We start from the raw sequence: 14494 nt of genomic DNA, 5'->3' as shown, positions 1-14494 counted from the left end.
CCGGACCACGCGCTGGGTCGCGCGCGCGTCAGCGAATCGAGCGGACCACGTGCTGGGTATCGTCCTCGGCCGCGGAAACGGCTTCGGTGAGGAGTTCGTCGAGGTGGTACGGGTAGACGGCCTCGCCCGCGTCGTCGAGTGCGCGGATGTCGTCGGCGGAGCACCAGCGGTGGTCGGTGATGGTGCGGCGTTCCAGGGCGGTCAGGTCGGCCGGGCGCCATTCGAAGCCCGGCGAGCGCAGGGTGAAGAACAGTTCCTCGGAGCGGATCAGCTCGCCGTTGAACGGGAACACCGCCACCCGGCGCCACAGCGGACCGCGCAGCGCGGCGGGATCCACGCGCTGACCGGTTTCCTCGTAGATCTCGCGGACCGCGGCGTCGCGCAGGTTCTCCCCCGGTTCGACGCCGCCGCCGACGGTGAACCAGAAGGCCACCTCGGGGATCATCGGGTCGTGGCCGCGCAGCAGCAGCACCCGGTTCTGCTCGTCGAGCAGCATCACCCGGGCGGAGGTGCGGGTGGTGTGCACGGTGAGGCCGGTGGCCGCGGCCGGTGTCGCGCGTTCGGTGATCTCGAAATAGTGCGGCAGCGGCGCGGTGCCGCCGAGGTGCAGGATGCGCACGGGCCTGCGGGTGCGCAGGGCAAGGGTGTCGCGCACGGCATCGTTGTGGAAGCGGCGCGCGATCAGCACGCGGGCCTCGGCGTCGGCGAGTTCGGCCACCAGCTGCGGTCGCAGATGGTCGATGTCGACGAGCGACAGCGCGGCGGAGAGCTGGTTCTCGATTGTTTCCCGGTCACCACGATCGGCGCGCTCGGCCCGATCGGCGAGTGCGGCGAGCTGCGTGGCGCGTTCGGCCCGGCGGGGATCGGTGCTCACCGGACCGGCCTCCGACATCGCCACCGCGCGGGCCACCACCGCCCGGCGGGCGAGCGCGGCATCGAGCGCCTGCCAGGACTGATCGGAGCGCACGTGCAGCCGGTCGAGCCGGTTCGCCGTGGAGTAGGCCCACACTCCGAGAGCGAGGACGAGCAGGGCGATCAGCCCGAGAACGAGGACGGTGGTCGCGGAGAAAGTGATCATCCGGCAGCCCGGACGCGGTTGTCGCCGACGGTGACGGTCTCGTACACCCGCAGGATCTGTTCGGCCACGACCGGCCAGTCATAGCCCGCCACCACCTGGGTCGCGGTGCTGACCAGACGCATCCGCGTCTCGTCGTCGGTGAGCAGCGTGTCGATGGCGGTGGCCAGCGCGCCGGAGTCACCGATCGGGGTGAGCAGGCCCGCGGTGCCGTCACGCAAGACGCGGCGGAAGGCGTCGAGTTCACTCGCGACCACCGGGGTGCCCGCCGCCATCGCCTCGATCAGGATGATCCCGAAACTCTCGCCGCCCAGGTTCGGTGCGACGTACACGTCGGCACTGCGCAGCGCGGCGGCTTTCTCCTCGTCGGAGACCTGTCCGAGGAACCGCAGATGCCCCGCGTGCTGCCCGGCCTCACGGCGCAACCGGTCCTCGTCGCCGCGTCCGACGATGAGAATCTGCACGTCGGGGTGATGGTCGATGAGCGCGGGCAGCGCGCCGAGCAGCACGTCCATGCCCTTGCGCGGTTCGTCGTAGCGACCGAGGAACAGCACGGTGCGGCCCGCGCGCGGGTACCCGTCGAGTGGCTCACCGCGCGCGAACGCGGACACATCGACGCCGTTGGGGATCTCGACCGCGTCGGACCCGAGCGCCTCGACCTGCCAGCGCCTGGCCAGCTCGGATACGGCGATCCGCCCGCTGATCTTCTCGTGATAGGGGCGAAGCACACCCTGAAAAGTACTGAGTACCAACGACTTCGTGGTCGAGGTGTGGAAGGTCGCCACGATCGGCCCCTCGGCGATCTTGAGCGCCAGCATCGACAGGCTCGGGGCGTTGGGTTCGTGGATGTGCAGCACGTCGAAGTCGTTGCTGTCGATCCAGCGCCGGATCCTGGTGTAGGCCATGGGTCCGAACGACAACCGCGCCACCGACCCGTTGTAGGGAATCGCGACGGCGCGACCCGCCGAAACGACGAAATCGGGCAGTGGGGTGTCGTCGGAGGCCGGGGCGAGCACGCTCACCTTGTGGCCGCGTTCGATGAACACCCGGGCCAGCTCGACCACATGGGCCTGCACACCGCCGGGAACGTCGAACGAATACGGGCAGATCATGCCGATCTTCACGGCTGCCCTCCCGCCTGCTGCGCGATGATCCGCGACAGCCGTTCGGGCGACAGATCGCCTTCCCAGAGCGGTTGCAACATGTGCCAATCGGCCGGATGCTCGGCGATATTGGCGGCGAACCGGTCGGCGAGTGCCTGCGTCGCGGCCGCCACCCCACCGGAGACATCAAGGGCCGGTTCGGCTTTGAGCCCCCAGCCTTCGGTGCCGTCGTCGTCGACGGTGAACCAGCCGTGCACGGGAACCAGCGCGGCACCGGTCTCGATGGCCAGTTTCGCGGCGCCGCCGGGCATCCAGGTGCGCTCACCGAAGAAGTCGACGGGCACGCCCTTGCCGGTCAAGTCACGTTCGCCCATCAGGCACACGATCCGGTTGCGGCGCAGACGTTCGGCCAGTGCGGCGAACGGCGGCTGCTCGCCACCGGTCAGCGGGAACACCTCGAAACCGAGGCTCTCGCGGTAGGCGACGAACCGCTCGAACAGCGATTCGGGCTTCAGCCGTTCGGCCACGGTGGTGAAGTTGTCGTAGTGCTGCACCAGCCAGACACCGGCCATGTCCCAGTTGCCCGAGTGCGGCAGCACCAAAATCAGGCCGCGGCCCTGTTCGAGCGCGGCGTCGACGTTCTCCAGACCGCCGACGTAGTAGTCGATCTTCGTGTGGTCCATCGACGGCAGGCGGAAAGCCTCACGCCAGTAGCGGGCGTAGGAGCGCATGCTCGCCCGCATCAGGTCGTCGGGCACCTGGTCGGCGGGCACACCGAGGACGCGAGCGAGGTTGCGGCGCAGCTGTTGCGGCCCACCGCCGCGCACCGCGCGATCGGCACCGCGGTCGAAGACCTTGCGCACCACCCCTTCCGGCGCCGAACGCACGAGGCCCCAGCCTGCGGCGTATCCCCAGTCGCTCAGTCGATCGGTGAGACTCACGAGGCAGATCCCGCGTCCGGCTGTGGCGTCGGCGCGATGACCACCCGGGCACCCGGCGAACGACGCACCGCCAGCACCCGCTGGAACACCGTCACGATGCTCAGCACCGCCAGCACCCCCATCGCCACGTACACGGCCCAGGTGAGCCAGTCGATCCCCCAGTGGCCGCCGATGCCGGTGAGCCCGGCGCCGACCAGCACGATGACCAGACGGTCCGGCCGCTCGATGAGCCCACCGTCGGCGGACAGGCCGCTGGCCTCGGCACGCGCCTTGGCGTAGGAGATCACCTGCGAGGTGACCAGCACGATCAAGGTCAGCGCGAGCAGTTGCTTGCTGTGCTCGTGATACACCGCCCACCAGGCGAGTCCGCCGAAGATCGCGCCGTCGGCCACCCGGTCGCAGGTGGCGTCGAGGACGGCGCCGTACTTCGTGCCGCCGCCGCGGGCGCGCGCCATCGCGCCGTCGAGCATGTCGAACATGACGAACAGCCAGATGACCATCGTTCCCCAGAACAGGTGCCCGGAGGGGAACAGCGTCACCGCGGCGGCGATCGTCGCCGTGGTGCCGATCAGGGTCATCGCGTCCGGGGTGAGCCCCGTCTTGACGAGCGCTTTGCCCAGCGGCGCAGTCGCTTTCGCAAACGTCTGGCGGCCGAAGAAGCTGAGCACGGTCTTTATTCCTCCCACGCCTCCGCCAGCAGCTGTCGCGTCTCGCGCAACAACTGAGGCATCACCTTCACCCCGCCGACCACGGTGATGAAGTTCGCATCCCCGCCCCAGCGCGGCACGATGTGCTGGTGCAGGTGGTCGGCGAGCGAACCACCGGCCACCCCACCGAGATTGAGACCCACGTTGAATCCGGCAGGCCGCGAGACCTGCTTCATCACGCGAATGGCCCGCTGTGTGAAGGCCATCAGTTCCGCGCTCTCGGCGGTCGTGAGGTCCTCCAGGTCGGCTACCCGGCGGTACGGCACCACCATCATGTGCCCTGGGTTGTACGGGTACAAGTTGAGTACGGCGTAGACGTTCTCGCCGCGGGCGATGATCAGGCCGTCTTCGTCCGACATCTTGGGGATGTCGGTGAACGGATGCCCGGTCGCGTCCTTGGGCTTGACCTCACCGGTGATGTAGGACATCCGGTACGGGGTCCACAACCGTTGCAGGCGGTCGGGCTGACCCGCCCCGGCGTCGACGATCGAGCCGGCGTCGGGGGCGAGGTTCTCACTCATGCCGGAACCGCCGCGGAGACGACCTCGAACCCCTCGGCGGTGGGTGAGGCGTTCACGCGGTGGGCGATCCAGGTCTTGATGGTGGCGATCGCGTCGGCGACGGGCACCTCGTTGACCGTGGTGCCGTCGCGGAACCGGAAACTCACCGCGTTCGCTTCCACGTCGCGCGCGCCCGCCAGCAGCATGAACGGCACCTTCTGCGCGGTCTGGTTGAAGATCTTCTTCTGCATCCGGTCGTCGCTGCGGTCGACCTGGGCGCGCACGCCGGCGTCACGCAGCTGCTCGATCACCGAATCCAGGTGCGGGGCAAAGTTTTCCGCTACCGGGATGCCGACGACCTGCACCGGCGAGAGCCAGGCGGGGAACGCACCGGCGTAGTGCTCGGTGAGGACGCCGAAGAAGCGTTCGATCGAGCCGAACAGGGCGCGGTGGATCATCACCGGACGCTGCTTGGTGCCGTCGGAGGCGGTGTACTCGAGGTCGAAGCGATCGGGCAGGTTGAAGTCGAGCTGCACGGTCGACATCTGCCAGGTTCGGCCCAGCGCGTCTTTGACCTGCACGGAGATCTTCGGGCCGTAGAACGCGGCGCCGCCGGGGTCGGGTACCAGGTCGAGGCCGGAAGCCTCGGCGACCTTCTCGAGGGTTTCGGTGGCCTCGGCCCAGAGTTCGTCCGAGCCCACGTACTTCTTCGGGTCCTTGGTGGACAGCTCGAGGTAGAAGTCGTCGAGACCGTAGTCCTTCAGCAGGCCGAGAACGAACTGCAGGGTGCTGGTGAGCTCGGCGTGCATCTGCTCTTTGGTGCAGTAGATGTGCGCGTCGTCCTGAGTCATGCCACGCACGCGGGTCAGTCCGTGGATCACGCCGGACTTCTCGTAGCGGTACACCGAGCCGAACTCGAACATCCGCAGCGGCAGCTCACGGTAGGACCGGCCGCGCGCGCCGAAGATCAGGTTGTGCATCGGGCAGTTCATCGGCTTGACGTAGTAGTCCTGACCGGGCTTGCGAACGGTGCCGTCCTCGTTGAGTTCGGCATCGAGGTGCATGGCCGGGAACATGCCGTCCTTGTACCAGTCGAGATGGCCCGAGATCTCGTACAGATGCCCCTTGGTGAGGTGGGGGGTGTTGACGAACTCGTAGCCGGCGTCGACGTGGCGCTGACGCGAGTACTCCTCCATCTCCTTGCGGATGATGCCGCCCTTGGGGTGGAACACCGGCAGACCCGAACCGAGCGCGTCGGGGAAGGAGAACAGGTCGAGCTCGAGGCCCAGCTTGCGGTGATCGCGGCGCTCGGCCTCGGCGAGCAGCTCCAGGTAGCTGTCCATCGCCTCGGTGGATTCCCACGCGGTGCCGTACACGCGCTGCAGGTCCTCACGGTCCTGGTCGCCACGCCAGTAGGCGGCCGAGGAACGGGTGAGCTTGAAGGCGGGGATGAACTTGGTGGTGGGGATGTGCGGGCCGCGGCACAGATCGGCCCACAGCTTCTCGCCGGTGCGCGGGTCGAGGTTGTCGTAGATGGTCAGCTCGTTGCCGCCGACCTCCATGATCTCGGGGTCGTCGATGCCGGACTTGTCGCTGATCAGCTCGAGCTTGAACGGCTCGTTCGCCAGCTCGACGCGGGCGTCGTCGATCTCCACGACGCGACGCGAAAAGCGTTGCGCGCCTTTGATGATCTTCTTCATCCGCGATTCCAGCTTGGCCAGATCCTCGGGGGTGAAGGGCTTGTCGACCTGGAAGTCGTAGTAGAAGCCGTCCTTGATCGGCGGGCCGATCCCGAGCTTGGCGTCGGGGAACTCCTGCTGCACCGCCTGGGCCAGCACGTGCGCGGCCGAGTGCCGGATCACGCTGCGCCCGTCCTCGCTGTTCGCGGGGACCGGCTCGACGTCGGCGTCCTCCTGCGGGATCCAGGACAGATCCTTGAGCGCGCCGTCGACATCGCGCACGACCACGATGGTGTCGGGGCCCTTGGTGGGCAAACCCGCTTCCCGTACCGCCGCGCCCGCCGTAGTCCCGGCCTGCACTCGAACGAGGGCGACTGGACTGATGGGTGCAGAGGTGGTCACGGGGATGCTCTCCTTGACTTCGGTGCCGGGTCGATCCGGCAGTTCTCGCAGGGTCCTTCCCGCGCCCGCCCATGCTATCGGGAGCACGCGTGGGCCGTGTCGATGGACCTAGGACCGCACGATGATCAGCGACGGCGACACGGCGCATCGACGGTACCGGGCGCACAGCCGTTCCCGGCGGATCCGAACAGCGGATCAGGTCCGAGCGCGCGCGGCGGCGGCCAGATGTTCGGCTCGGTCGGCGGGCGAGCGTTTCGGGCAGCTCGTGCACATCTCGCGGCCGGGCGCCTCGTAGACCAGGCAGCACGAGGCGCGGCGGACGAACGTGTGGCCGGCCACGGTGACGAACCGGGGCGCGGGCAGGCGGGCGCCGATGTCGGCCGCCAGCCGGGTCGCCGCGTCCGGGGAGCCCGCGTCCAGCGCCCGATTGCCGATGGCGTCGGCGACCACCGCCCACAGTGCCGGAATCCCGGCGCCGGATACGGCCGCGACCTGGGAGATCACGGCGGTCAGGGTGTCACGCAAGGCGGTGGCGACCTCCTCGGCCGCTGCCGCACCGGTCTCGCCGCCCACATCCGAGCGCACGGAACGTCCGGTGCCATCGACCGGCACCCGACGGAATTCCGCGTGTTCGACACCGCCGTCGCGGCGGACCACACAGTCGAATTCGCCGAGCGCGGCGACCGGGGCGGGGGTGCCCGCCGCGTAGGCGACAGCGATCTGCTCGACCAGCGTCGAGGCGACCATGCACCACCACAGGGTGCCCGCGACCCGGGGAACGTCGGTGCCCCAGGTATGGCTCATCGCGTCGATCCGCGCCGCGACCCAGGCGGGGTCGGTGAGGGCGTGGCCGGGAACTGTGCTCACGACATCAGGGGACTGCGTAACCATGGCCAATCGACTCCGATCCACCCTGCGACCATCGACAATGTACCGAGCAACCACAACGTCACGAGGACGAGGGCGAAGGTGCCCACCGCGCCGAGCACCTTGATGAACCAGCCGCGCGAGGTGTACCAGTCCATGACGATCCGGTACTTGCCGCGCACCCAGGTCAGGGTGTGGTGGGCCCAGACGAACTCGGTGGCCAGGATGCCGAAGCCCGCGAACACCAGCGCCCAGCCGGGTCCCGGGTACGGGATCGTGACGATCCCGACGAGCAGGACCAGCCCACCGACCACGCCGACGACGATGCGGTAGCCGAAGTCGAGGGTAGGGCGCTGGGCGACGTGTGCCCGGAAGGCGCGCCCGCGTTCCTTCGCCCCGTCCCACCGCCCCGGCTCGGCCGTGGACTTCTCGTCCACGGTGTCGGGGCCGTCGGTGACGCGCTCGGCGGCGGTCGGATCGCTGGTCATGATTTCCAGACTACGAGTCCGACCGCCGACCGGTCGCGGCATCGTCAACCGGTGACGGCGAGATCGTCGATCGCGCTGACCCCGTCGAGAGTCACCTCGAGCACCCGCGAGGTCGCGATGTCGAAGAACAGCCCCGATACCGTCAGCCCGCGCTCGGCCACCGCACGGCGCACGGCGGGATTGCGTCCCAGCGTCTCCAGCTGCACGGCGACGTTGACCATGCTCAGCTGGTCCACCTCGTCGTACCCGGCTGCCTCGGCCGCGGCGGCCACGGGATGGCCCGCGAGGTACCGCGCCAGTGTCGGCTCGGCGTGCCGCAACCAGGAGCTCAGGCCGCCTTCGGTGGCGGCGGCGGAGTGGACCGCCTTCATCGCACCGCACGAGGAGTGCCCGCACACCACCACCGAGCGCACCGCGAGACTGTCCAACGCGAAACTCAGTGCCGCTTCGACGGAATCGTCACCGCTGACCGGGACCAGATTGCCCACATTGCGCACGGTGAACAGATCGCCGGGACCGCTGTTGGTGATCACGTTGGGCACGATCCGCGAATCCGAGCAGGTCAGGAAGAACGAGTCCGGGTCCTGACTGTCGTGCAGCCCGTCCAGATGCGATCGCACGACGTGCGCGTGGCCGCGATGGTAGGCCGCGACGCCCGCGGTCACCGCGTCGCCGCCGGACTTCTTGTGCCGCCACGGACCGAGTATCTCGTCGATGGCGGCGCGACCGAATCCGCGGATCGGCGGGGCGGCCGGGGTATCGGCCATCCGCGCACTGCCGATTTCGACGAAATCGACACGGCCACCGCCACTTTCCTGCTGACGCTGCCACTCCTCGATCGCCTCGAACGCGGCGTGATCGAGGAAGTCGACGGTCATCTCGACGGTCACCTCGGCGCCCGCGGGCACCTTCGCCAGCTCGCCCGACAGTTTCGGCAAGGCGAGGAAGGTGCACGAGCCGTCGATATGGACCTGCCAGCGCCCGTCAGGCAGCGGGGTCGCCGTCACCTGCACGCGCACGACCCGCCACAGCAGCAGCCCGAACGCCAGGGCGAGGCCGATGACCACGCCTTCGAGCAGGTTGGTGAACACCACGCCGAGCACGGTCACCACATAGACCAGCAGGTCGCCGGTGCGCCGGGCCAACCGGATATGGGCCAGTTTCAGCAGCTGCATCCCGATGACGATGAGCAGACCCGCCAGCGCGGCCTTGGGGATCTGCTCCACCAGGCCGACCAGCGCCACCGAGAACAGCAGAATCCAGAGTCCGTGCAGGACGGTGGACGCCCTCGTGCGCGCGCCCGCCTGCACATTGGTGGCGCTGCGCACGATCACACCGGTGATCGGCAGGCCACCGACCAGGCCCGAGACGACATTCGCCGTGCCCTGGCCGATGAGTTCCCGATCGAATCCGGTGCGCGGACCGGTGTGCATCTTGTCGACCGCGACGGCCGAGAGCAGGCTCTCCACGCTGGCGATCAACGCGATGGTCAGCACCATCATGGCGACGGCGGACCAGTTGCCCGAGGGCAGTTCCGGCAGGCCGAGCGCGTCGAAGACCGACCCGCTCAGGGCGATGCGCTCGACCTCGGGCAGGCCGAGCGAGAGCACGGTGCCCACCAGCACCGCGACCAGTGGGCCCGGCACCGCGCGCAGTTTCGGTGGGACGTACTTCCAGCCGAGCATCACCGCGATCACCACGGCGCCGACGAGCGCGTCACTACCGTGCAGCGACAGCAGCTGTCCGGGGAGTTCGATCAGGTTGCGCAGCGCGGTGCTGTGCGAGGAGCCGCCGAGCAGCACGTGGACCTGCTGCAGGGCGATGGTGATGCCGATACCGGCCAGCATGGCGTGAACCACCACGGGGGCGACGGCGAGCGCGGCCCGCGCGATCCGGCTGAGACCGAACAGGATCTGCAGCACGCCGGCGGCGACGACGATGAAACAGGTGACGCGCCAACCGAATTGCGAGATGGACTCGGCGACGACCACGGTCAGACCCGCGGCGGGACCGCTGACCTGCAGGACCGAGCCGCCGAGCAGGCCCGCGACCACACCACCGATCACGGCGGCGACGAGACCGGCGGCGATCGGTGCGCCGGAGGCGACCGCGATGCCGAGTGACAGCGGCAGTGCCACCAGGAAAACCACGATGGAGGCGGGTAGATCGTGACGCAACAGCGTCTGTTGCCACGCGGGACGCGACGACTCGTTCGACGAGCCGTCCGCTTGGGGCGGGGCGAGGTCGTTCTCGACAGACATTTGACTCTCCTTCGCCGGCTCCCGGCGCTGGGCCGAGGCCGATCATCACGAGGACGGTGAAGCAAAGGGACGGGAGCGTTCGAAAGATCCGGTGCAACGGCGAACCGGGTACGGATGGATCCAACCTATTGGTAAAGAATTGGCAAAGCCAGTGTGCCGCACACTTAGTGGGTCTCGCCATAACGGCAGGCAGTGTGTGGTGTGACCCACAACTACCCCTCTTTACACCGGTTCGGCGGCGGCCCGCCGGGCCTCGTCGAAGTCGGCGATCCCGTCGGCGGTGATCTCGATGACCCGCGCGGTCGCGAGGTCGAAGAACAGCCCCGACACCGCGACCCCGCGCTCCTGGATGCCACTGCGCACCGCCGGATAGTCGATCAAGGTCTGCACCTGCCGGGCCACGTTCACCATGCCGAGTTGGTCGACCGGGCCGAAGCCCGCCAGTCTGGCGGCCTCGGCGACGGGGTGGCCGGCGTGGAACGCCGCCAGCGTGGGCTGAGCATGGGCCAGCCAGTCGTCGAGGCCGGGCCCGGCCTGCACCTGCCCGTACAGCGCTTCCATCGCGCCGCAGCCGCTGTGCCCGCACACCACCACCGAGCGCACATCGAGCTTGTCGAGCGCGTAGATCAGTGCCGCTTCCACCGAGACGTCGGATCCGCCCACCGGCACCAGATTGCCGACATTGCGCACCGTGAACAGGTCGCCGGGACCGCTGTTGGTGATCACATTGGGCACGATGCGCGCGTCGGCGCAGGCCAGGAAGAACGTGTCGGCATCGGGCCGGTGCCGCAACCCGTCCAGATGCGGGCGCATCAGGTGCGCGTGCTGGCGATGGTAGGCCGCGATGCCCGCGGCGATCGGGTCGACGCCGCCGCTGCGCCGCCACGGCCGGATCGCCTCGTCGACCGCTTTGCGCGCGTGGCCGTGCTCGGGCGGTCCGTCGTGGGTGCGGGCCATCCTCGCGGCACCGAGTTCGACGAAGTCGACGGTGCCACCGCCGGATTCACGGGCGCCGGCCCATTCCGAGAGCAGCTCGCACGCCGCGTGGTCGAGGAAGTCCACGCTCAGTTCGACGGTCACGTCCACACCCGCCGGTACCTTCGCCAGTTCGGCCGTGAGCCGGGGCGCGGCCAGGAAGGTGCAGGTGCCCGCGATGCGCACCAGCCAGGTCCCGTCGTCGCGCGGTGCCGCGGCGATGGTGAACTTCACGACCCGCCACAGCAGCAGCGCGAACGAGGCGACCAGGCCGATCACCATGCCCTGCAACAGGTTCAGCGCGACCACGGCGATCACGGTGACCAGGTAGACGTAGAGGTCGCCGGTGCGGCGGGCACGTTTGATGTGCGCCAGCTTCACCAGCTGCACCCCGATCAGCACCAGCAGCCCAGCCAGCGCCGCCGTGGGAATCTGGCGGACCAGGCCGACCAGCGCGATCGCGAACACCAGGATCCAGCCACCGTGCAGCACGGTGGCGGCCCGGCTGCGCGCGCCCGCGTTGGCGTTGGTGATGCTGCGCACGATGACCGCCGCGATCGGCAGGCCGCCCAGCACACCCGAGACCATGTTCGCCGCACCCTGACCGAGCAGTTCCCGGTCGAAGTCGGTGCGCTGGTCGGGGCGCAATTTGTCGACCGCGACGGCCGAGAGCAGCGTCTCCACGCTGGCGATGAGGGCGACGGTGAGCGCGGTGAGCGCGAGCGGCAGCCACCCGCCGTGCGGCAGCGCGGGCAACCCGATGCCGTCGAGCAGCGAGCCGTCGAGGCGCACCCGTTCCACCGTCACCGGCAGCACCAGCGAGACCACGGTCGCCACCACTACCGCGACCAGCGGACCGGGCACCACCCGTACCCGGCGCGGCAGATACTGCCATCCGATCAGCACGGCGATCACGAGCAGCCCGACGAACAGATCGCCCTTCTGCACCGACATCACCTGTTGCGGGAGCGCGACGATGCTGGCCCACGGCGAGCTGACCGTCGTTCCGCCGAGCAGGACGTGCACCTGCTGCAGCGCGATCACCACCCCGATGCCGGCGAGCATCGCGTGCACCACGACCGGCGCGATTCCCAGCGCGGCGCGCGCAATCCGGCTGAGCCCGAACAGAATCTGCAGTACACCCGCGCCGACAGTGATGAAACACATAGCGGCCCAGCCGAATTGCTGGACCGCTCCCGCCACGACGACGGCCAGACTCGCGGTCGGCCCACTGACCTGAACCTTCGAGCCGCCGAGCAACCCGGCGACGATCCCGCCGACGGCGGCGGCGATGAGCCCGGCGACGACCGGCGCGCCGGAGGCCAGCGCCACGCCGAGCGACAGCGGCAGCGCGACGAGGAAGACGACAAGGGACGCCGGAAGATCTTGCTGGAGAACCGATTTCAGTGAAGCGCACGACAGCTGGCGTGTCGTTGTGGTGGTAGTGGTGCCCGGATCATTGTCGGTCATCATTCTCCTTCGCCGGGGCGGGTGGGCTCCCGGTTCATCGGTCGAACATGCACTGGCAATTGATGCTGAGCTGCGAGCGAACGGCGGATCTGCAGCACTGCTCGAAGAGATCGGACCCCAGACACAGAGTCGGGTTAATAGTAAAGAACTTCCCAAGCATTAGAAAACGTTCCGGGAAAAATGGGACGGAATCGCCGTCGTTCTGTGACCTCAGTCACAGAGCAGATTGTCGGCCAGCTGCCGCTGCGTCGCCTGGTCGAGACCGGCTCGGGTCGCCCACGCGGCGGGGCCACCGTGCTCGGCGTCCAGATGGGCCAGGAACTGGCGCATGGTGCTCGCGTCGGCGGCGAACACCCAGGCGGGGAGGCGATCACTCGCGCCGTCCGGCCGGACCGGCTGACCGTCGCGAGCCCGTAGCGCGGCGATGTTGTGGGTGGTGGCGGCATAGTCGGCGATGATGTCGTCCGCGCGTACCCCGGCGACCGCGAGCAGCAGGGCGATCACCACCCCGGTGCGATCCTTGCCCGCGGCGCAGTGGATCAGCGCGGGCAGCTGGCCGGGCGTGGCGAGCAGGCGCAGCACGGCGGCGATGTTCTCGCTGCTGTGCTCGAGGTATTCGCAGTACCGGTCGAACATGCTCCCGTCGGGCGAGACCTCGGTGAGGTCGAGCCGCACCCGGTCCGCGCCGTAGACGTGCAGGTTCCGGTAGTCGGCGACGGCGTCGACCACGGCACCCGTTCCGTCCGTGACGATCTCGCCCGGAGCGCGCAGGTCGACGATCGTGCGAAGTCCGCAGTCGGTCAGCAGAAACGACACGTCCCCGGCGTCGAGCCGGGTGAGCAGATCCGACCGCAGCACCCGCAAGCGGCGCACCTGCCGCCCGTCCACCGTGCGCAACCCACCCAGATCTCGCGCGTTCACCGCACCGCGCAGCGGCAATTCCCGGCCCGTCGCAGAACTCACACCGTTGGTCATCACAATCCCCGTTCTCATCTTCGCAGCACCTGCTCGTCAACGTCGATCAACGGTATTCGGTGCCGAGCACCAGAAATTCCGAATTCCGCTCTCTCCGAACGTGCTTCCGGACGTTTTCGCAGGTCACAGCACCTACTCGGTCGATTCGATCGTGAAATGCGATGGACGGATCGGAATATTCGATGCGAGTCGGCGCCGGCTGTTCTCATCGATACCGTCGGCACGAAAACTCCCGTGTCGAAAGGTATGTCGAATGCACCTGACAATCGTCGGAAATCGAGCCGGTATGCCCGCCGACGGCGCCGCCAGTTCGGGCTATCTGGTCGAAACCGGCCAGTCGAGAATTCTGCTCGACTGTGGTCCCGGCATCGCGGTGATGCTCGGCAACTACCTGCACGCGAGCCTGCTCGACGCGGTGGTGATCAGCCACCTGCACCTGGATCACGTCTACGACGTGCTACCGATCGGCAAGCAGGCGATGCGCAGAGCCCCCGATGCCCCGGACCGCCGGATCAAGCTGTTCGTGCCGAAAGGCGCTCGCGCGCGACTGGATCAGCTCGCCGCGCTGTTCCCGGTGAAGACGTTCCCGGACCTGAATCGAGCGTTCGACCTGGCCTACGAGGTCATCGAGTACGAGCGCGGCGCAACGTATCCGCTCACCGATTGCAGCATCGAGCTGGTGCCCATGGTGCACACCGAACCCGCCTGCGGGATCCGGATCGAAAGCCCCACCGGCAGTATCGCGTTCACCGGCGACACCGGCTGGAACGACAACCTGGTCGCGCTCGCCGCCGATGTCGACATCTTTCTCGCCGAGTCCACCCTCGCCGAGCCGGATCACACAGCACACGGTCACCTGTGCGCCACCGAGGTCGGGCGGGCCGCCGCGGCCGCGGGTGCGCGCTCGGTGGTGCTGACCCATCTCGGCTCGGCGCAGCCGCAATGGCAGCAGGCGCGACGCGACGACGTGGCCGCGGAGTTCGACGGGCCCGTGCACCTGAGCCGACCCGGCATGCGGTTCTCGGTGCCCGCCGAACAGCCGAGCTGAGCG

The 14494-nt window shown here is 68.6% G+C and carries 12 protein-coding genes; 1 reads left to right on the top strand and 11 read right to left on the bottom strand.

Annotation, left to right across the window (positions count from 1 at the left end; genetic code table 11):
- Positions 1-28 precede the first annotated feature (28 nt).
- From ACFWFP_RS04395 to ACFWFP_RS04345, 11 genes are all read right to left on the bottom strand, one after another.
- Positions 29-1075, bottom strand: a complete 1047-nt coding sequence (locus ACFWFP_RS04395; RefSeq protein WP_379293760.1) for an NUDIX domain-containing protein — start codon at positions 1073-1075, stop codon at positions 29-31.
- The gene (locus ACFWFP_RS04390) at positions 1075-2199 is read right to left on the bottom strand and encodes a glycosyltransferase family 4 protein (RefSeq protein ID WP_379293084.1); all 1125 of its coding nucleotides are present in this window, start codon (positions 2197-2199) and stop codon (positions 1075-1077) included. Before ACFWFP_RS04390 ends, ACFWFP_RS04395 begins: the two co-directional genes overlap by 1 nt.
- Positions 2196-3119, bottom strand: coding sequence for a phosphatidylinositol mannoside acyltransferase (locus ACFWFP_RS04385; RefSeq protein ID WP_379293083.1), 924 nt, complete (start codon positions 3117-3119; stop codon positions 2196-2198). The genes ACFWFP_RS04390 and ACFWFP_RS04385 overlap by 4 nt, the downstream gene beginning before the upstream one ends.
- On the bottom strand, positions 3116-3787 hold the full coding sequence (pgsA, locus tag ACFWFP_RS04380) for a phosphatidylinositol phosphate synthase (protein WP_379293759.1): 672 nt from the start codon (positions 3785-3787) through the stop codon (positions 3116-3118). The genes ACFWFP_RS04385 and pgsA overlap by 4 nt, the downstream gene beginning before the upstream one ends.
- Positions 3788-3792: 5 nt before the next feature.
- Positions 3793-4347: an HIT domain-containing protein gene (locus ACFWFP_RS04375; protein ID WP_056810869.1), complete on the bottom strand. Its 555-nt coding sequence runs from the start codon at positions 4345-4347 to the stop codon at positions 3793-3795.
- Positions 4344-6407, bottom strand: a complete 2064-nt coding sequence (gene thrS, locus ACFWFP_RS04370; protein ID WP_379293081.1) for a threonine--tRNA ligase — start codon at positions 6405-6407, stop codon at positions 4344-4346. Before thrS ends, ACFWFP_RS04375 begins: the two co-directional genes overlap by 4 nt.
- Before the next feature lie 195 nt (positions 6408-6602).
- Positions 6603-7274, bottom strand: a complete 672-nt coding sequence (locus ACFWFP_RS04365) for a (2Fe-2S)-binding protein (RefSeq protein ID WP_379293080.1) — start codon at positions 7272-7274, stop codon at positions 6603-6605.
- Positions 7271-7762: a TIGR02611 family protein gene (locus ACFWFP_RS04360; RefSeq protein WP_379293079.1), complete on the bottom strand. Its 492-nt coding sequence runs from the start codon at positions 7760-7762 to the stop codon at positions 7271-7273. The genes ACFWFP_RS04365 and ACFWFP_RS04360 overlap by 4 nt, the downstream gene beginning before the upstream one ends.
- Positions 7763-7806: 44 nt before the next feature.
- On the bottom strand, positions 7807-10023 hold the full coding sequence (locus ACFWFP_RS04355; RefSeq protein ID WP_379293078.1) for a SulP family inorganic anion transporter: 2217 nt from the start codon (positions 10021-10023) through the stop codon (positions 7807-7809).
- Positions 10024-10245: 222 nt separating this feature from the next.
- Positions 10246-12471, bottom strand: a complete 2226-nt coding sequence (locus ACFWFP_RS04350) for a SulP family inorganic anion transporter (protein WP_379293077.1) — start codon at positions 12469-12471, stop codon at positions 10246-10248.
- Positions 12472-12678: 207 nt separating this feature from the next.
- On the bottom strand, positions 12679-13461 hold the full coding sequence (locus ACFWFP_RS04345; RefSeq protein ID WP_379293076.1) for a tyrosine-protein phosphatase: 783 nt from the start codon (positions 13459-13461) through the stop codon (positions 12679-12681).
- A gap of 235 nt (positions 13462-13696) precedes the next feature.
- Between ACFWFP_RS04345 and ACFWFP_RS04340 the strand changes: the two genes are divergently transcribed.
- Entirely contained in the window at positions 13697-14491 is a 795-nt protein-coding gene (locus ACFWFP_RS04340; protein ID WP_379293075.1) for an MBL fold metallo-hydrolase, read from the top strand.
- Positions 14492-14494: the final 3 nt, after the last annotated feature.

The sequence above is a fragment of the Nocardia sp. NPDC060249 genome, from assembly GCF_042728755.1.
GTDB lineage: Bacteria > Actinomycetota > Actinomycetes > Mycobacteriales > Mycobacteriaceae > Nocardia.
This window is presented reverse-complemented; position numbering and strand designations above follow the sequence as displayed.